At 44.9% G+C, this 18,645-nt stretch carries 14 protein-coding genes and 1 riboswitch; of the genes, 9 read left to right on the forward strand and 5 right to left on the reverse strand.

Annotated features, from left to right (window positions below):
- Positions 1 to 60: 60 nt before the first annotated feature.
- Positions 61 to 1,656: a S41 family peptidase gene (locus ABDD95_RS22345; RefSeq protein ID WP_345949581.1), complete on the reverse strand. Its 1,596-nt coding sequence runs from the start codon at positions 1,654 to 1,656 to the stop codon at positions 61 to 63.
- Positions 1,657 to 1,752: 96 nt separating this feature from the next.
- On the opposite strand from ABDD95_RS22345, the gene murQ reads away from it, so the two are divergent.
- From murQ to ABDD95_RS22375, 6 genes are all read left to right on the forward strand, one after another.
- A complete protein-coding gene (gene murQ / locus ABDD95_RS22350) occupies positions 1,753 to 2,565 on the forward strand; it encodes an N-acetylmuramic acid 6-phosphate etherase (RefSeq protein WP_345949582.1) in 813 nt (270 codons plus the stop codon).
- 97 nt (positions 2,566 to 2,662) lie between these two features.
- Positions 2,663 to 3,229, forward strand: coding sequence for a hypothetical protein (locus ABDD95_RS22355; protein ID WP_345949583.1), 567 nt, complete (start codon positions 2,663 to 2,665; stop codon positions 3,227 to 3,229).
- A 72-nt stretch (positions 3,230 to 3,301) separates the two neighbouring features.
- Positions 3,302 to 4,027: a Bax inhibitor-1/YccA family protein gene (locus ABDD95_RS22360; protein ID WP_345949584.1), complete on the forward strand. Its 726-nt coding sequence runs from the start codon at positions 3,302 to 3,304 to the stop codon at positions 4,025 to 4,027.
- Between the two features lie 113 nt (positions 4,028 to 4,140).
- A riboswitch (SAM riboswitch) is annotated at positions 4,141 to 4,255 on the forward strand.
- Between the two features lie 150 nt (positions 4,256 to 4,405).
- Positions 4,406 to 8,080 carry a methionine synthase gene (gene metH, locus ABDD95_RS22365; protein WP_345949585.1) on the forward strand — a complete coding sequence of 1,225 codons (3,675 nt, stop codon included), beginning with the start codon at positions 4,406 to 4,408 and terminating at the stop codon, positions 8,078 to 8,080.
- A gap of 61 nt (positions 8,081 to 8,141) precedes the next feature.
- The gene (gene metF / locus ABDD95_RS22370) at positions 8,142 to 9,098 is read left to right on the forward strand and encodes a methylenetetrahydrofolate reductase [NAD(P)H] (protein WP_345949586.1); all 957 of its coding nucleotides are present in this window, start codon (positions 8,142 to 8,144) and stop codon (positions 9,096 to 9,098) included.
- 58 nt (positions 9,099 to 9,156) lie between these two features.
- On the forward strand, positions 9,157 to 10,395 hold the full coding sequence (locus ABDD95_RS22375; protein WP_345949587.1) for a hypothetical protein: 1,239 nt from the start codon (positions 9,157 to 9,159) through the stop codon (positions 10,393 to 10,395).
- Between the two features lie 5 nt (positions 10,396 to 10,400).
- Here the strand turns inward: ABDD95_RS22375 and ABDD95_RS22380 are convergent, their stop codons facing one another.
- The 4 genes from ABDD95_RS22380 to thrA all read right to left on the reverse strand — a co-directional run bounded on the left by ABDD95_RS22380 (position 10,401) and on the right by thrA (position 16,101).
- Positions 10,401 to 11,012: an HAD family phosphatase gene (locus tag ABDD95_RS22380; protein WP_345949588.1), complete on the reverse strand. Its 612-nt coding sequence runs from the start codon at positions 11,010 to 11,012 to the stop codon at positions 10,401 to 10,403.
- Positions 11,013 to 11,069: 57 nt separating this feature from the next.
- Positions 11,070 to 12,374: a threonine synthase gene (thrC, locus tag ABDD95_RS22385; RefSeq protein ID WP_345949589.1), complete on the reverse strand. Its 1,305-nt coding sequence runs from the start codon at positions 12,372 to 12,374 to the stop codon at positions 11,070 to 11,072.
- Between the two features lie 196 nt (positions 12,375 to 12,570).
- Entirely contained in the window at positions 12,571 to 13,590 is a 1,020-nt protein-coding gene (locus tag ABDD95_RS22390) for a homoserine kinase (RefSeq protein WP_345949590.1), read from the reverse strand.
- Positions 13,591 to 13,650: 60 nt separating this feature from the next.
- Positions 13,651 to 16,101, reverse strand: a complete 2,451-nt coding sequence (thrA, locus tag ABDD95_RS22395; RefSeq protein ID WP_345949591.1) for a bifunctional aspartate kinase/homoserine dehydrogenase I — start codon at positions 16,099 to 16,101, stop codon at positions 13,651 to 13,653.
- 388 nt (positions 16,102 to 16,489) lie between these two features.
- Here thrA and rsgA point away from each other — a divergent pair, with 388 nt between their 5' ends.
- The 3 genes from rsgA (at position 16,490) to ABDD95_RS22410 (ending at position 18,536) form a co-directional block, all read left to right on the forward strand.
- Positions 16,490 to 17,413: a ribosome small subunit-dependent GTPase A gene (rsgA, locus tag ABDD95_RS22400; RefSeq protein WP_345949592.1), complete on the forward strand. Its 924-nt coding sequence runs from the start codon at positions 16,490 to 16,492 to the stop codon at positions 17,411 to 17,413.
- 98 nt (positions 17,414 to 17,511) lie between these two features.
- Positions 17,512 to 17,964, forward strand: a complete 453-nt coding sequence (gene dtd / locus ABDD95_RS22405; protein ID WP_345949593.1) for a D-aminoacyl-tRNA deacylase — start codon at positions 17,512 to 17,514, stop codon at positions 17,962 to 17,964.
- Positions 17,964 to 18,536: a pentapeptide repeat-containing protein gene (locus ABDD95_RS22410; RefSeq protein ID WP_345949594.1), complete on the forward strand. Its 573-nt coding sequence runs from the start codon at positions 17,964 to 17,966 to the stop codon at positions 18,534 to 18,536. Before dtd ends, ABDD95_RS22410 begins: the two co-directional genes overlap by 1 nt.
- Positions 18,537 to 18,645: the final 109 nt, after the last annotated feature.

The following is an 18,645-nucleotide window of genomic DNA, read 5'->3' on the forward strand; positions in this document are numbered from 1 at the left end:
GCCCACCATGGTGGTACATTATAACTCATAAAGTAAAGCAATCAGTTAAGCCACTAACTCTTAGTTCAAAGCTGCTACAGCCTTCATTACGCCGGCATCGGTTTGGTTCATGATGCGGTAATACCACTCATTGCCCCATTTAAACCGGGCGGCCTGGGCTTTGAGCAGGAGTTTTAAATAATTGCGGGCCGTGGCTACTTGGTGAGGGTCTATATTCTTAACCGCAGCATCTGCGTAAGTAATAAAATTATTTAATTCAATATCGTTAACTGTGTAGTACTTGGCAAAGTCGGCAGGTGTTGTGTAGTTTTTAAGCACGCCCTGCATGCAGTCAACCACATAGCCAGAGAAAAGCTGGTTGCGCGCCAAATCTTGTATAAGCGGCACGTTTACGGCAGCATCCTCGGGCACAAAAACATCGGGCATAATACCGCCACCGGCGTAAACCTTTTTGCCTGCGCTTGTATGGTAGGCAACCGAATTATTAAAAGAGCTATCTTCCAGGTTATTTTGGGCCACATACAGCTCTCCCTTTTGCAAACGTTCCGCAAGTTCATTACGGTAGTTATCGGTACCTTTTTTATATGATTTTTGTATGCTGCGGCCCGATGGCGTAAAATATCTGGCCACCGTTAAGTTAAGCGCAGAGCCATCGTTAAAGGGAAATTGCTCCTGTACCAGGCCTTTACCAAACGAGCGCCGGCCAACAATTACGGCTCTGTCCAAATCCTGCAAGGCGCCGGCTAAAATTTCGCTTGCCGAGGCAGAGTGCTCATCAATTAAAACAGCAAGCTTGCCTTCCTCAAACAAGCCCGAGTCGGTGGCAAAATAATCGGTACGGGGTTCATGTTGGCCTTGCGTATAAACAATCAGCTTTTTAGCTGGCAAAAATTCATCGGCCAGCGCGGTTGCCTGGTTAAGGTAGCCGCCACCATTGCCGCGCACATCCAGCACCAGTTTTTGCATGCCTGCCTTTTTTAATTTCTTTAATGCAATTTTAAAGTCGGCGTCGGTGGTAGAGCCAAACTTGCTTATTTTTATATAGCCAGTGGCAGGCGCGGTTAAATACGCAGCATCCAAACTGCTCATGGTTACATGGCTTCGCCTAACATGATAGTTTTTTACAGTATTGTCAGACACGCTCAGCACACCTAATTCAATACCGGTGTCATTTTTACCGGCAAAAGCGTCGTTCACTTTATCGCTGGTTAAATGCGTGCCCGAAAAAGGCTTGCCGTTAATCGTCACAACCCGCGAACCATTGGGCAGTCCGGCCTTAGCCGCGGGCCCGTTCGGGAAAACCTGGGTAACAAACAACGTATCGCGCAGTAATTGCGATTCAATGCCAATACCGTCAAATCCGCCTTCCAGCCTTTCTGCCAGAGATTGTGCTTGTTTTTTTTGTAAATAAACCGAGTGTGGGTCGAGCTTTTGAAGCAGATTATTGATTGTAACACCCTCCACACTGTCTACATCAATAGAGTCAACGTACTTTTTTCGCACAAGCTGCATGATCTTATCCAGCTTGTTTTTGTCTGAGGTAACAATGGCGGCGTCATCAGGCTCATCCTGGCGATTGTTCAACAGCAAACCAATGGCCATACCGGCGAGTAATAAGATCACCGATCTGAAAATAATACCTGCTGTTTGCTTCATAAATCCCTGGTAACAAAAATACGTATTTGAAAGCGTTTTGTGTTCTTGAAGTTGACGGATTTTTACCGAATTTTGTTACAGATTTGTAAGAATAAAATGATCAACACAACCGAGCAGGAATCACATTATAACCGGCTGGAGCAACTACCTGTTGCCGAGCTTTTACAACACATGAACCAGGAAGACAAAACTGTTCCGGATGCGGTTGAAAAAGCGTTGCCACAGATAGAAAAACTGGTAGAGGCGGTTGCCGGGCGCATGAAAGCCGGGGGGCGTTTGTTTTACATTGGTGCAGGCACCAGTGGCAGGCTGGGTGTAGTAGATGCCTCGGAGTGCCCACCCACATTTGGCGTACCCTTTGATTGGGTTGTAGGTATTATTGCCGGTGGTGATGGCGCTATACGCAAGGCCGTAGAATTTGCCGAGGATGATGAGGACCAAGCCTGGCTTGACTTGCTGGAATACAACATTACCGATAAAGACGTGGTTGTGGGCATTGCAGCATCGGGCCGTACGCCGTATGTAATTGGCGGCTTGCGTAAAGCTAATGAACATGGCCTGGCAACCGGCTGCATCGTTTGCAATGCGCAAAGCCCTGTAGCTGCCCAGGCTCAATACCCGGTTGAAGTGGTTACTGGCCCTGAGTTTTTAACCGGCTCAACCCGCATGAAAGCCGGAACCGCCCAAAAGCTGGTTTTAAATATGCTGAGCACTACCGTAATGATACAATTGGGCCGGGTAAAGGGTAATAAAATGGTGGATATGCAGTTAACTAATCATAAACTGGTTGATCGCGGAATTCGAATGATAATGCAGGAAACCGGTTTAGAAGAAGATGCTGCCGCCGAACTTTTAAATGAACACGGTAGTGTACGTAAGGCGGTGGAGGCACACCTTGCAGGAAAGTGATTTGCAAATATGCAGATGTGCATTTGAGCAAAAGGGAAGATTATAAAAACCGGCAGGTTTGAATTTGCATATTGAAATCTGCGTATTGGAATAAAAAATGCACGAAATAGAGCCATACTACAAATGGAGGGATGATTATGTAGCCGCAGAGGATGAGTATTCGCCTTTTTATGCTACAGTGTACAACGAGTTTGAATTTGATAAGCAGATATATAACTATTTGCTGCACCCGCAATGGGATTCATTTGGCTCTAATACATTATATTTAAAAGTACTGTATGCCGATTATGATCGCGGCTACGTTATTATAGAATTTATTGGCGAGTGGAATGATGCCATCAATAACGACATTATGTTGCTCAAACGCGAAATCATGGAGTTAATGATGGATAATGGCATCAATAAGTTTATACTTATTGGCGAGAATATCCTGAATTTTCATTCATCTGATGACTGTTATTACGAGGAGTGGTTTCAGGAAGTGGAAGACGGCTGGATTGCCGGCATTAACTTCAGAGAACATGTAATACGGGAGTTTAAGCAAAGCAACATCGACTATTTTATCAACTTTGGTGGCGGGCTGGATGAACTGGGCTGGCGCGCGTTAAAACCTTTGCAGGTTTTTAAACGGGTTGAAGAACAATTAATGCGCAGGCTTACCTAAACTTTAAGCCCCTTGGGCTGTCTAACAAGTACAATAATAATTATCATACCTTTAACCTGATTAATTAAGAAAATGGAAAATACGAATTATCAATACGAGGATGTCATTCAGCTGGATGACCAAGCCTCATCGCGCCGGTTTATTGCCAATGTGTTTATGTGGATGTTTGTAGCGCTGGGTATTTCGGCCCTATGTGCTGCTGCATTTGCTTTTAAACCCGAACTTGCTAACTTGCTACGCGATCCTGTTACCATGCGTAATACCGGCTTAGGTACTATCGTTATGTTTGCTCCTATAGCCTTTGTGATGATTATATCATTTGGGTTAAACAAAATATCAGCACCGGTGCTTACCCTGCTGTTTGTGGTTTTTGCTGCCCTTATGGGTACCAGCCTTAGCTTTGTGCTGTTGGTTTATACATCTTCGTCGGTATTAGGTGTATTCATTACGGCCTCGGCTGTTTTTGGCATTATGGCGGTAGCCGGTTATACTACTAACCAGGATTTGACCAAATTTGGCTCATTAATGATTATGGGTTTAATAGGTATGATCATCGCTTCTGTTGTAAACATGTTCCTGGCCAGTCCGGGCTTAAGCAAAGCCATCAGCTATATTGGTGTAGCAGTGTTTGTGGGCTTAACCGCTTATGATGTACAAAAACTAAAACGCATAGGTGCCGGCTTGGAGTTGGGTATGGCTGATGCTAAAAAGATGGCCATTATGGGCGCTTTAACCCTGTATATGGATTTCATCAACCTGTTCTTATCCTTATTAAGAATATTTGGCAGCCGCAGATAACGTTAAATAATTATATAACAAGAGCTGCCCAAAAGGCGGCTCTTGTTGTTTGAAAGCTATTTTGCTTAAAAACTGGCATTTGCAATTCACAACGCTATTTTGCAACTTTGCAATGCTTATAGAGAAAGATGGAGGGACTGGACCCTGCGAAGTCTTAGCAACCTGTACTTACAAGGTGCTACATTCTACTTAAAACCATTCACTAAAAGGTTTTAAGACGGATAAGCGAAAGTCAAAATCCAATACACCGACTTTTCGATATAAGCATATAATAAGATTTGAGCTATCAGATATGAAACTGACAGGATTTTGCATGCGTTTGCAAGTAAATCCTACGCTTTATCTCACATCTCTTGCCTCACATCTCATATCCAAAATATGGACATAAAAAACGAGTTAAAGAAACGCATATTGGTAATTGACGGCGCCATGGGAACCATGATACAGCGCTATCAGTTAACGGAGGAGGATTTTCGCGGGGAGCGTTTTAAAAATCATCCATCCGATTTAAAGGGCAATAACGACCTGCTGAACCTTACACGCCCTGACGTAATTAAAGCTATCCATGGCGAGTACCTGGATGCAGGTGCCGATATTATTGAAACCAACACATTTAGTACCCAGCGTATATCACTGGCCGACTATCATATGGAAGAGCTGGCTTACGAGCTAAGCTATGAAGGTGCCCGTTTAGCCCGCGAGGCGGCTGATGATTATACTACCCAAACGCCCGGCAAGCCGCGCTTTGTAGCCGGCGCTGTCGGCCCTACCAACCGCACCGCTTCCCTTTCACCCGACGTGAACGACCCGGGCTACCGTGCCGTTACTTTCGACGATTTGGCCGAAGCTTACTATGATCAGATTAGAGGCTTGGTTGACGGCGGCTCAGACCTGCTATTAATCGAAACTATATTTGACACGCTGAATGCCAAGGCAGCCCTGTTTGCCGCCCAGCGCTATGCACAGGAATCGGGCAAGAACCTGCCCATCATGATTTCGGGCACCATAACCGATGCCTCTGGCCGTACCCTATCGGGCCAAACGGTGGAGGCTTTCTGGAACTCCATACGCCATGCCAACCTGCTATCGGTGGGATTAAACTGCGCTTTAGGGGCTAGAGAGATGCGCCCATATCTGGAAGAACTCTCTAACAAAGCCGATGTATATATTTCAGCTTATCCAAATGCGGGTTTGCCTAATGAGTTTGGCGCTTATGACGAACAACCGCATGAAACCGCCCACCAGGTTGATGACTTTATGCAAGCTAGCCTGGTTAATATTGTAGGCGGCTGTTGCGGCACCACACCCGATCACATTAAATGTATTGCCGAAAGGGCAGCTAAATACACGCCACGGCAACTACCAACGCTTGAGCCTTATATGCGCCTCAGTGGTTTAGAAGCCGTTACCCTAACGCCTCTAACCAACTTTGTGAACGTAGGCGAGCGCACCAACATTACCGGTTCGCCCAAGTTTTCAAAGCTTATACTGGCCGAAAACTATGAGGAAGCGCTCACAGTTGCCCGCCAGCAAGTAGAAGGTGGCGCCCAGGTGATTGACATTAATATGGATGAGGGCATGATTGATTCGGAAGCCGTAATGGTTAAATTTCTGAATTTGGTGGCCTCCGAACCTGATATTGCCAAGCTGCCCATCATGGTCGACTCCTCTAAATGGTCGGTTATTGAAGCCGGTTTAAAATGCTTGCAGGGTAAGGGTATTGTAAACTCAATTTCGCTAAAAGAAGGTGAAGACAAGTTTAGAGAATACGCGCGCAAGATACTAAACTACGGTGCTGCTACGGTTGTAATGGCGTTTGATGAGCAAGGGCAGGCCGATAATTATGAACGCCGTATAGAAATTTGTAAACGATCTTACGATATACTGGTGAACGAAATTGGCTTTCCACCGGAGGATATCATTTTCGACCCTAACATCCTTACCGTTGCCACCGGTTTGGAAGAGCATAATAATTATGCTGTTGATTTTATTAACGCCACCCGTTGGATAAAAGAAAACTTACCACACGCCAAAGTAAGCGGTGGTGTGAGTAATATATCTTTCTCTTTCCGCGGTAATAACGTTGTACGCGAGGCTATGCACTCGGCCTTTTTATACCATGCTATACAGGCTGGCATGGATATGGGCATTGTAAATGCCGGTATGCTCGAGGTGTACGAGGAAATTCCTAAACCTCTTTTAGAGCGTGTAGAAGATGTACTGCTTAACCGCCGCGAGGATGCTACTGAACGCCTGGTAGAGTATGCCGAAACGGTAAAAAGCAAAGGCAAAGAAATTGTACGTGATGAAAGCTGGCGTAATGAACCGGTACAAAAGCGACTCTCGCACGCACTGGTAAAAGGTATTGTGGAATATATTGATGTGGATGTGGAAGAAGCACGCCATCAATACGAACGCACGCTGGAAGTTATTGAAGGCCCCCTGATGGACGGGATGAACATTGTGGGCGACCTGTTTGGCGCCGGTAAAATGTTTTTGCCACAGGTGGTAAAATCGGCCCGGGTAATGAAAAAGGCCGTAGCTTACCTGCTGCCCTTTATTGAAGCCGAAAAGCTGAAAAACGCCGATGGCAACCAGCGCAGCAATGCTGGCAAGGTACTTATGGCCACCGTTAAAGGCGATGTGCACGACATTGGTAAAAACATTGTAGGCGTAGTACTGGCTTGTAATAACTTCGAGATCATTGACCTGGGCGTAATGGTGCCCGCCAATAAAATTATTGAGGAAGCTAAAAAACATAACGTAGATATTATTGGGCTGAGTGGTCTGATTACGCCATCGCTTGATGAAATGGTACACTTTGCCAAAGAAATGGAACGCGAAGGGTTTACTATCCCATTAATTATTGGGGGGGCAACCACCTCTCGTATTCATGCCGCAGTTAAAGTAGCGCCGCATTATTCGGGCCCTGCCATACATGTGTTGGATGCATCGCGCAGTGTAACCGTGTGCAGCACTTTGATGAGTAAGGAGAACCGCGACGAGTACATTCAAACCATTAAAGACGAGTACGCCAAAGCTCGCGAAGCACACCTAAACAAACGGAACGACAAACGCTTCCTCACTTTAGAAGAAGCACGTGCCAATAAGTTTCAGCTGGATCTGGATGGCTCAGTAGCTCCAGCACCGTCTTTTACAGGCACCAAGGTATTTCAAGCATATCCGCTAAAAGAGCTGGTTCCTTATATCGATTGGACGCCGTTCTTCCATACCTGGGAACTGCGCGGTAGTTATCCGAAAATATTTAACGATAAGAACGTGGGCATCGAAGCTAAAAAGCTTTTTGACGATGCGCAGGAGATGCTGCAGAAAGTCATTAATGAAAATTTGCTGCAAGCCAACGGTGTAATCGGTTTCTGGCCGGCCAACAGCGTAGGCGATGACATTGAGCTGTACAGTGATGAAAGCCGTACACAATTGCTAACCCGCATACACACCCTGCGCCAGCAAGGCGAAAAGGTTAAAGGCGAACCATACTATGCCCTGGCCGATTTTATAGCACCTAAAGAAAGCGGCGTGCCCGACTACTTTGGCGGCTTTGCCGTAACCACAGGTATTGGCTGTGATGAACTGGTAGCTAAATACGAGGCCGACCATGATGATTATAACAGCATTATGGCCAAAGCCATTGCCGACCGCCTGGCTGAAGCCTTTGCTGAAAAAATGCACGAACTTGTACGCCGCGAGTACTGGGGCTATGCCAAAGACGAGCAACTGGATACTGAGCAGCTTATAAAAGAACAATACCAGGGTATACGTCCGGCACCAGGTTACCCTGCTTGCCCGGAGCATACTGAAAAAGTAACCCTCTTTGATTTGCTGAAAGCTGAAGATAATGCCCATATGCACCTTACCGAAAGTATGGCAATGTTACCCACCGCCTCGGTAAGCGGCTTTTACTTTTCTCACCCAGAGTCGAAATATTTTGGTTTAGGTAAGATAGGCAAAGACCAGGTTGAAGACTATGCCAAGCGCAAGAGCATGTCGGTAGAAACGATAGAAAGGTGGCTGGGACCGAATTTGAATTATTGAGAAATTCCATCTGCAGAAAAATATTTACAAAAACTGGTAGCACAAACAGTGCATTTATAACATGAAAATAACGGAGCACATCCAAAACGCCAACGGCAAAACACTTTTTTCTTTCGAGCTTCTACCGCCTATTAAAGGGCAAAGTATGGATGGTATATATAAAGCAATAGATCCGCTAATGGAGTTTAAGCCTCCGTTTATTGATGTTACCTCATCACGCGAAGATTTGTTTTATAAGGAAACGCCCGATGGTAATATACAAAAAGCTACCTACCGCAAACGCCCGGGTACTGTAGCGGTGTGTGCGGCCATTAAGCACAAATATGGGGTTGATACTGTTCCACACCTTATTTGCGGTGGTTTTACCAAAGAAGAAACTGAATATGCGTTGATCGACCTGCAATTTTTAGGCATCGATAATGTACTGGTACTACGCGGCGACGCCCGCAAAACCGATCCAGGGTTTATACCTACTCCTGGGGGCCACTGTTATGCTACCGATTTATTGGAACAGGTAACCAATATGAACAACGGTATATACTTGCACGAGTACCAGGACACCTCTTACAAAACAGATTTTTGCATAGGAGTAGCAGCATACCCTGAAAAGCACTTTGAATCGCCCAACCTAAAAACAGACTTTAAGTATTTAAAAAAGAAGATTGAGGGAGGCGCTGATTTCATAGTGACGCAAATGTTTTTTGATGTGAACAAGTACAAGGAGTTTGTTAAGCTATGTCGTGAAAATGGCATCAATGTGCCTATTATACCCGGTTTAAAACCCATAACTACAGCCAAGCAGTTAATTAACCTGCCCAAAGTATTCCATATCGATATTCCGGAAGATTTGAGCGATGCCGTACATGCCTGCAAGAATGACAAAGATGTAAAAGAAGTAGGCATAGAGTGGATGATTAACCAATGTAAGGAACTGGTTGAATTTGGTGTACCGGTATTGCATTTTTACACCATGGGCAACCCTGAACCCACTAAGCGCATTGCCAGAGAGATTTTTTAAGGGTTACATGAAGGTGTAAGTATTTAATTATATTTATGCCTTCAATCTGAAACTTTTCATGAAGCGCTTTAGCTTAACTATTCTAATCCTTTTTATACTTACTGGTATTAGCCAGGCACAGTCTAACTACAAGCCGGGGTATGTTGTTAAATCATCTGGAGATACCTTAAGAGGCTACATCAATTACCGTGAATGGTCAAGTACTCCCAGGACCATAGAGTTCAGAAATGATTTAAATACACATAATACAGTCCGCTACTCAGCAGCTACATTGCAGGCATTTGAGGTAAACGGCGCTGAGAAGTATATATCTTATAACGGCTTGATAAGTACAGACCGGAATGTGTTTCCCGATTTGCCAACATCTCTCGATACTACTACCCGCCTTGATACCATATTTATGTTGGTAAGGTATCAAGGTAGCCTCTTAAGCCTGTTAACGCATCAAGATGATACTAAACTCAGGTTTTTTGTACAGGAAAATAGCCGAAAGCCCCAAGAACTACGCTTTCATCAATATTATAACAATGGAGGCAGCACTTTCAGAACTGTAAATGCTTTTTATGCTGTGCTTCTTGGCTTAGCACAGCAGTACAATAGTGTCAATCAGAAGCTGGTTATCAAAATAAGCCATGCACGCTTTACAGAATCAGAATTAATTCAGATTTTGAAATTAATCAGCAAAGATGACCGGTCATCTCAGGAAGGTACCTATGGCAGTCGTTTTTTTGCAGGGATTTTGTTGAATAATATTGATACCAGGTTTGATGGAAACAATGCATTTAGTGGCCAGTCATCGGTAAGTTACCTGCCACGCTTAAGTGCAGGAATGGATTTCATGCCTAATAAAAACGTACAACGGTTCTTTTTAAGGAGCGAACTGGCATTGTCTTACATCAAACCGCGTTTTGAAGCAAATAACACCGCATCAGAAAACTACGATGTTAAATATCAGTTTGATCAATTAAATATCGCATTGATTCCGCAACTGTTATTTAATGTATATAACTCTGATGCATTGAAAATTTACCTTAATGGTGGTGTTGCTTTTAATTATTCAATTTACATGAACAATAAATCTATAAGCGCTAATCCATACCGGCCGGATGTAATTGATGATTATTACATATTTCACAAAATATGGATGAATTTTCCGTTAGAAATTGGTACAAGTATTCATAAGCGTTTCAATTTTTTTGCTTTATACAGTGGCCGTACAGCATATACAGCTTACACTGCTTTTTCGGTAAGCAGCAGGGTTTTAGGTATAGGGTTTAGATACCAGTTTGAGAGATAACTCAGCTAAGCAATTAATATTTGTTGCTGCTTTAAAAATATATTTAAGTCAGCTGCAGAGGTAAAATGAAAACTATTAATGCCCAACTCCTCAGCTGCTTTTACATTGCGCAGGTTATCGTCTATAAACAAAGCTTCTGCAGTGTTCACCTTATAGCGGTTTAGCAGTGTGCGGTAAAATTCGGGGTTAGGCTTGCGGATCTTTTCAATGCCCGATACCACTATTCCGTCAAACCAGTTCAGAAAATCGTAGTGCTGCAAGGCGATCTCAAATGTTTCGGCCGACCAGTTAGTTAGTGCATACAGCTTGTACCTGCCGCTGCCTTTCAACTGTTTAAATATTTCTACCGTGCCTGCTATAGGTCCACCCAGCATTTCTTCCCAACGGCCGTAAAATGCACGTATATTCTCCTCATGCTCCGGAAACTGCTGCACTAATACAGCTGTGCCTTCGGCTAATGAACGCCCGGCATCCTGTTCCTCATTCCAGTCGGGCGAGCAGATATGGGTCAGAAAATGTGTCCGCTCTTCCTCGTTGGCAATTAGCTTGTTGTAAAGGTGGTTAGGGTTCCAGTCGATAAGTACGGCACCCAGGTCGAAAATTATTGTGTTAATCATGTAATAAGATAGTGTATTGGCATAGGCAAGACACTATAGCATGACGCACAAGCCACCTTATTTATTGCTTAACAGATAGCTTTTAAAAGATTCGAAACTATTATCTAAACTAACTGCCTGCTTTAATTTGCTTTCCAGCTCCTTTACCTGTGCCGGCACCTCAACCCTGGCCGCAATCTCTTGTGGGAAAACGTCCGGAAATTTACAGGGGTGCGCAGTAGAAAGGAATACGCCGGGCACATTCTTATGTTCTTGTTGCCACTCGGTTAATGCGCGCCAGGCAATAGCTGTGTGCGGGCAAACCACGTACTCGTACTTGTCAAATACTTGCTGCATCGACTCGCGTGTTTGTTCGTCGGTATAACTGTAGCCGGTCATCAGCGTTTTCAGTGCTTCGGCATCTTCCTTAAATAAATCGGCAATGCGAGCCCAATTACTGGGGTTACCCACATCCATAGCGTTAGAGATGGTGGCAACCGATGGTTTGGGTGCATAAACGCCAGTTTTAAAGAAAGCAGGCACCGTATCGTTGGCATTGGTGGCGGCAATAAACTGTTTAACGGGCAAGCCCATTTTCCAGGCCAGCAGGCCGGCGCCTATATTACCAAAGTTGCCGCTGGGCACACAGAACGCCACCTCTGTTTTGCCGGCACGTAACAGTTGCGCATAAGCGTTGAAATAATAAAAGGTTTGTGGTATAAGCCGTGCAATGTTAATGGAGTTGGCAGAAGTTAACCGATACGCACTATTCAGCTCATCATCAACAAAAGCCTGTTTAACCAGCGCCTGGCAATCATCAAAAGTTCCGTCGATTTGCAGGGCGCGTATATTTTGCCCGTTGGTAGTTAACTGTAGTTCTTGTATATCGCTCACCTTACCTTTAGGGTATAAAATAGTTACCCGTGTGTTTGGCACCCCTAAAAAGCCAAGGGCAACTGCTCCGCCTGTATCGCCCGAGGTAGCTACCAACACATCAAGCTGTTTTTCGCCCTGTTGTAAAAAATAGCTCATTACCCGGCTCATAAAACGGGCACCAAAATCTTTAAACGCCAATGACGGGCCATGAAAAAGCTCCAGCACATAAACGTTCTCTTCCAGCTGCACAACCGGTGCATCAAAATTCACGGCATCCTCAATCAAGGCTTTCAGATCATCATCAGGAATCGCTCCATTAAGCATATGCCTGGCTACTTCAAAAGCCATTTGCGGCAAGGTATAGCGTGGTAGTTGCTCAAAAAAGCTGTTAGGCAGGCGTGAAATATCAACCGGCATGTACAGGCCTTTATCTTGCGGCATGCTGTTAAACACAGCGTCTTTAAACGATACTGCTGCTGAGGGGTTATTGGTGCTATAGAGTTTCATTTGATTTCGGAATTCGGAATTCGGATGTTCGATTTCGGATTTATTTATTGTCATCCCGACGATAGTGAGAGATCTTTTCAAATTGGTTAAGCTTATCGCTTAAGAAAGATTTCTCACTATCGTTCGAAATGAGTTTTATATTTTGTTTACTGATGGCAGCTAATAGAAGATCTTGTTTCTTAGCTCCTGCTCTCTCCTATATTACCCTTGGCCCGGCATCATTAATGGTTGATACGTAGGTATGGGAATTGATTTTAATACCGGTAAGATGTTGCTGAAGCGCCTGCGTAATTTTCAGGGCAGTCTCTTCATCGCGTGTAAACGCAAATACAGACGGGCCTGAGCCAGATATGCCAAAGCCTACAGCTCCGGCTTGCATGGCCAGATCACGCATTACATAAAAATCAGGGATCAGGATAGAGCGTACCGGCTCAACCAACACGTCTTGCATGCTGCGACCAATCAGGTCAATATCATGCGTATAAAGACCGCTTATCAGTCCGGCTATGTTGCCCCACTGCGTAACAGCATCTTTCATTTGTATCGTGTTGCGAATAATTTTACGCGCTTCGCGGGTGGGGACATCCACATCAGGGAAAACAATGGCGCAATACAAACCTGCAGGGTGCGGCAGGCGTATCACGTCCAGCGGCTCATAGCTGCGGATGAGTACAAAGCCGCCCAACAGCGCTGGGGCCACGTTATCGGCATGACCATGACCGCAGGCCATTTCTTCGCCTTTTATGGCAAAGGGCAGTAGTTTAGCTACATCCCTATCATCGCCCAGCAGGGTTTTAACGGCAAACAAACCTGCCACCGTACTGGCCGAACTTGAACCCAAGCCACTACCTATAGGCATCTTTTTGTGCAGTTCAATATCCAGTCCCAAATCGGTACGGCCAATACTTTCTAAATAATGCTGTACACTAACACTGACTGTGTTTTTTTCCGGACTTAGTGGCAAACGGCCATTATCGCCGGTTATTTTACTAATAGTGATTCCGGGTTTATCAGTAACCCGCATTACTACCTCATCGCCCGGTTCATTTACGGCAAAGCCCAGCACATCAAAACCACAAACTACGTTGGCTACCGTAGCCGGCGCAAACACTTTGATCTCGGTACCCGGGGACGGGTTACCGGTTGACTGATATTGGCTGTTAGCTGAATCCAAGGCTTCAATTGGCTTTGCCGGGGCGTTTACTTCTTGTTCCATTTTATGTTATTTCAAAAGTCTTGATTCTGACTTTTTATTCTTAATTCTAACACTCGGCTCCTAATTAGCGCCTACGTTTATCAAATCAGCAAATACGCCTGCGGCGGTTACCTCTGCACCTGCGCCAGGGCCTTTTACTACCATGGGGCGTTCTTTATAACGGTCAGTAGTAAAGGCAATGATGTTATCACTGCCCGACATGCTGTAAAACGGATGGGTTTCATCTACCATTTGCAGTGTGATAGATGCCTGGCCATTATCCAGCTTGCCAATGTAACGAAGTACCTTGCCGCTGCTTTCGGCTTGTTGCTTAATCTGGTTAAAGTAAGCATCATTGGCTTTTAAAGCCGCATAAAACTCAGGTACGGTTTGCGCATCCAGGCAGGCTTGCGGTAACATATTTTCTATCTGTACGTCATCAGCCTCCATACGATGACCGGCATCGCGCGCCAGGATGAGTATTTTGCGCATAAAATCTTTGCCGCTCAAATCATCGCGTGGATCGGGCTCGGTATAACCTTTTTCCTGCGCGTCCTTCACTATGTCATGAAAGCTCACATCGCCTTTAAAGTTATTAAAGATGTAAGATATCGTTCCTGAAAGAATGGCCTCGATCTTTTGCACACGGTCACCACTTATCATTAAATCTTTTAAGGTACGGATAATAGGCAACCCGGCACCAACATTGGTTTCATAAAAGAAATCGACCCCATGCTTGCGGGCAGTATCCCTAAAAGTTTGATACTGGCTATAGCTGGCCGAATTACCGATTTTGTTACAAGTAACAATAGATATGGTCGATTTAAAAATCTCCTCATAAAACGCCACCGGCTGCGAACTGGCCGTGTTATCAACAAATACACAGTTAGGCAGGTTCATCTCTTTCATGCGCGCTACAAACTCGGTAAGGTTAGCCTGCTCGCCGTAGGTATCCAGGTCCTGGTCCCAGTCTTGTAGTGGCAAGCCATCCACACTAAAGCGCATTTTGCGGGTATTGCTAATGCCGGCAATCTTAACTTGTATGCTATTATTCTCCTGTAAAAATTCGCGGTGTTGCTGCAGCTGGTTAAACAGCGTTTTACCAATGTTACCGGTACCCAGGCAAAACACGTTGAGCGTTTTGTTAAACTGTACAAAAAAGGCATCGTGTACCGCATTTACGGCCTTAGCCAGATCATGCGCCGATATAATTACCGAAATATTGTACTCGGAAGAGCCCTGTGCAATAGCCCTTACATTGACACCATTACGTCCCAACGCATGGAACAACCGGCCAGACATACCAGGTGTTTTACGCATATTTTCGCCCACAATGGCCAGCACGGCCAGGTTAGCTTCAATAACCGGCACTTCCAGCTTTTGTGCGCCTAACTCCAGTTCAAACTCCTGCTCCATAAGGCGGCAGGCTCTTTCAGCATCGCCCGGCTGCACGGCAAAGGTGATGCTATGCTCAGACGATGATTGCGTAATAAGCATAACATTGATACGCTCGCGGGCCAGCAGTGAAAACAGGCGGCCGCTAAAACCGGCCTTGCCAACCATGCCACTACCTTCGAGGTTAATGATGCTGATATTATCAATAGAAGATATACCCTTGATAGGCAAAGAAGTGTTATGGCAATCATGACGGATGACCGTGCCTTCAAAAGCTGTATCAAATGTGTTTTTAATAACGATTGGTATACGCTTGAGGAAAGCCGGCGTCATGGTTGGCGGATAAATTACTTTGGCACCAAAGTACGATAGCTCCATAGCCTCGGTATAGGTAAGCTCGGGCAGCGAGAAGGCTTTTTTAACCATGCGCGGGTCGGCCGTCATCATGCCGTTCACATCGGTCCATATCTGTATTTCGCTGGCATCAAGCGCCGAAGCAAAAATAGCAGCAGTATAATCACTGCCTCCGCGGCCAAGTGTAGTTACCTGTCCGGCCTCGTTACTGGCCACAAAGCCGGTTACAAACAAGGCCTTGCCGGTATTTTCATTAGCTAAACCACGTATCAGCAAATCTGTAAGCTCGGTGTTTACCCGTGCCTGGCCAAAGCTGCTATCTGTTTTAATTACTTCGCTGGCGTCTACGTAAACGGCATCAGGTAAATATTGGAGCGCCATACGGCTAATAAGCAGTGTAGAGCAGCGCTCGCCATAGCTTAAAATCAGGTCGCGTGTTTTAGGTGTAAGCTCGCGCAGTACCATTACACCCTGCAGCAAATCTTCCAGCTGGTTAAAGTAAATCTTCAACCGGGTATAAACCGGGTTTTGCTGCTGAATATCCAACAATTGCTTTACCACCTCAAAGTGGCGTATCTCTAAGGCAGCCAGGTGCTTGGTAAACTCATTGCCTGCAGCGGCGCGGTCGGCCATTTCGGCCAGCAAATTGGTTACACCGCTCATGGCCGATAATACTACCACCAAGCCAGAGTCTGCCTGGTACTCCTGCTTTACAATGTCCATTACAGCGCCAATGCTTTGTGCTGTACCTACTGATGTGCCCCCGAACTTTAAAACTTTCATAAGATTGTGCTAAAACAAAAACGCCTTCCCCATTTGTGGAGGAAGGCGTTTTGTTGGTTTTTTATGTTTTGATTACACCATACAGTTACCTTCCTCCGGGCGTTGTGCCTGTGGTAATAATTGTGGTAATAATGGTGCCGTTAGTAATCATGTTTATTTATTGCGTCTGTGTTGACCGTTGTAAATTAAAGAGTAAAATCCCGCAATTGCAAATTAAATTTTAAAAAATCGTTTTTAAACATAGAAAATTTGGTTGGAGCCATAAGAAATTTATTAAATCGCACCGCCGTCTGTAACCGTAGCGGCCATTAAACAGGCAAAAGCGTTAACAATGCCAAACTCATTTACACTAGCAGGCGTTAAAACTTTATAACTTTGTAGCTTACTTATGCAAGGACTCGTCACCAAATCAACAGGCAGCTGGTATCAGGTACAAACACCCGATGGCAAACGGTATGATTGCCGTATCAAAGGCAAGTTCCGTATCAAAGGCCTTACCACCACCAATCCCGTTGCCGTTGGCGACCGCGTAGACTTTGAGCCCGAGCCAGACCAGGAACAGCAGGGGGTTATCAACAAGCTTTACGACCGTCGCAATTATATTATCCGCAAGTCTATTAACCTTAGTAAGCAGGCACAAATCATAGCCGCTAATTTAGATCAGGCTTTCCTGGTGGTTACACTGGCTTCGCCACGAACATCGTTGGGCTTTATTGACCGCTTTTTGGTTACGGCAGAGGCTTATGACATACCGGCCAGCCTGGTATTCAATAAGCTGGATATGTTTAGCGACGAAGGCTTAGAAATACTGGCCGAATATGAGAGTATCTATGAAAACCTGGGTTATCCCTGTTATGAAGTCTCGGCGTTAAAAGGCACCAACATTCCGCAGTTAAAGGAGCAGCTTAAGGATAAGATCACCTTATTTTCGGGCCACTCAGGTGTAGGCAAATCCAGCTTAATGAACGCCATACTACCCGATATGCAAATACGCACCATGGAGGTATCTGAGTGGAGCGACAAGGGCATGCACACCACTACCTTTGCCGAAATGTATGATCTACCCGCCGGCGGCCACATTATTGATACGCCAGGCATACGTGAACTGGGCATTATCGATATTGAAAAGCAGGAACTCGGCCACTTCTTTCCTGAGATGCGCAGCCGCATGCACGATTGCCGTTTTAACAACTGCCGTCACATTAACGAACCGGGCTGCGCCGTGTTAGAAGCGCTCGAAGAAGGCGTAATAGAGCCCTCTCGCTATGACAGCTATTTAAGCATTTACAATGGTAATGACACACGCACTTAAAGCCAGAACAGAAAGCTGTTGAGTTGTTTTTTTTGCTTTTACTTGTGCCTTTTCCTATAAATCTATATTGTTAACCCTATAATCTTGATTCTATTTCTATGCGTGCAGTATTACAACGGGTTTCAGGCGCCTCCTGTAAGGTAGATGGTCACATAACCGGCGAGATTGCAGCCGGCTTCGTGGTTTTGTTAGGCATAGAGGATGCGGACACCGAGGAGGACGTACAATGGTTGGCTCAAAAAATAGCCGGCATGCGCGTTTTTAGCGATGAGAACGGTTTAATGAATAAGGCACTGGCTGATGTAGGTGGCCGTATCTTGCTTATTTCACAATTTACCCTGTTTGCACAAACCCGAAAAGGCAACAGGCCCTCATTTATCCGCGCAGCCAAACCCGGCAAAGCTATACCCCTTTATGAAAACATGATCGCCTCGCTTAATCAATTAACCGGCAACGCAACCGCCACAGGTGTTTTTGGCGCTGATATGAAAATAAGCCTGGTGAACGACGGACCGGTTACTATTATGATAGATACCAAGAATAAAGAGTAGTGGAAAATTATATTGAAGACCGAAAATTCGAAAAAGAAACCTTTGCAACGCAGCCCTTATTAAAGGCCGAATACTACAACTGCACCTTTACAGGCTGTGATTTCACTAATGCCGATCTGTATAACGTTGTATTTTTAGAGTGCGTATTTATAACCAGCAATTTGAGTATGGCCCGCTTAACTAAAACTGCATTCAGGGATGTTAAATTTCGGGAGTGTAAGATGCTGGGCCTGCGCTTTGAAGATTGCAGCCTTTTTGGCTTTGAAGTAAATTTTGACCGGTGTATACTTAACCATTCATCGTTTCATCAAATTAAAATTAAAGGCACTGCTTTTACCAATTGCCAGTTACAGGAGGTAGATTTTACAGGTACTGATTTAACAAACGCCCTGTTTGACCAATGTGATCTTAAAGGCGCCATATTCGAAAGAACCGTATTGGATAAAGCCGATTTTCGTACATCATTTAACTTTTCCATCAACCCGGAAAGTAACCGCATAAAAAAAGCAAAGTTCTCTTTATATGGTGTTACCGGTTTGTTGGATAAGTACGATATTCAGATTGACCGGTAGCATTTATTTTTGATATTAAACTACTCGAAGGCGAGTTGTTACCCTATAAGCTTTTAAGCTCCAAGCAAACATTTTTTTTATACCGGCCTTACGCTGCCTGGCTTACCAA

The organism is Mucilaginibacter sp. PAMB04274 (genome assembly GCF_039634385.2).
Taxonomy (GTDB): Bacteria; Bacteroidota; Bacteroidia; order Sphingobacteriales; family Sphingobacteriaceae; genus Mucilaginibacter.

What these genes read in the sequence shown, in the direction of transcription:
- ABDD95_RS22345 (WP_345949581.1), bottom strand. Translation starts at nt 1,656, where the DNA reads ATGAAGCAAACAGCAGGTATTATTTTCAGATCGGTGATCTTATTACTC.
- murQ (WP_345949582.1), top strand. Translation starts at nt 1,753, where the DNA reads ATGATCAACACAACCGAGCAGGAATCACATTATAACCGGCTGGAGCAA.
- ABDD95_RS22355 (WP_345949583.1), top strand. Translation starts at nt 2,663, where the DNA reads ATGCACGAAATAGAGCCATACTACAAATGGAGGGATGATTATGTAGCC.
- ABDD95_RS22360 (WP_345949584.1), top strand. Translation starts at nt 3,302, where the DNA reads ATGGAAAATACGAATTATCAATACGAGGATGTCATTCAGCTGGATGAC.
- metH (WP_345949585.1), top strand. Translation starts at nt 4,406, where the DNA reads ATGGACATAAAAAACGAGTTAAAGAAACGCATATTGGTAATTGACGGC.
- metF (WP_345949586.1), top strand. Translation starts at nt 8,142, where the DNA reads ATGAAAATAACGGAGCACATCCAAAACGCCAACGGCAAAACACTTTTT.
- ABDD95_RS22375 (WP_345949587.1), top strand. Translation starts at nt 9,157, where the DNA reads ATGAAGCGCTTTAGCTTAACTATTCTAATCCTTTTTATACTTACTGGT.
- ABDD95_RS22380 (WP_345949588.1), bottom strand. Translation starts at nt 11,012, where the DNA reads ATGATTAACACAATAATTTTCGACCTGGGTGCCGTACTTATCGACTGG.
- thrC (WP_345949589.1), bottom strand. Translation starts at nt 12,374, where the DNA reads ATGAAACTCTATAGCACCAATAACCCCTCAGCAGCAGTATCGTTTAAA.
- ABDD95_RS22390 (WP_345949590.1), bottom strand. Translation starts at nt 13,590, where the DNA reads ATGGAACAAGAAGTAAACGCCCCGGCAAAGCCAATTGAAGCCTTGGAT.
- thrA (WP_345949591.1), bottom strand. Translation starts at nt 16,101, where the DNA reads ATGAAAGTTTTAAAGTTCGGGGGCACATCAGTAGGTACAGCACAAAGC.
- rsgA (WP_345949592.1), top strand. Translation starts at nt 16,490, where the DNA reads ATGCAAGGACTCGTCACCAAATCAACAGGCAGCTGGTATCAGGTACAA.
- dtd (WP_345949593.1), top strand. Translation starts at nt 17,512, where the DNA reads ATGCGTGCAGTATTACAACGGGTTTCAGGCGCCTCCTGTAAGGTAGAT.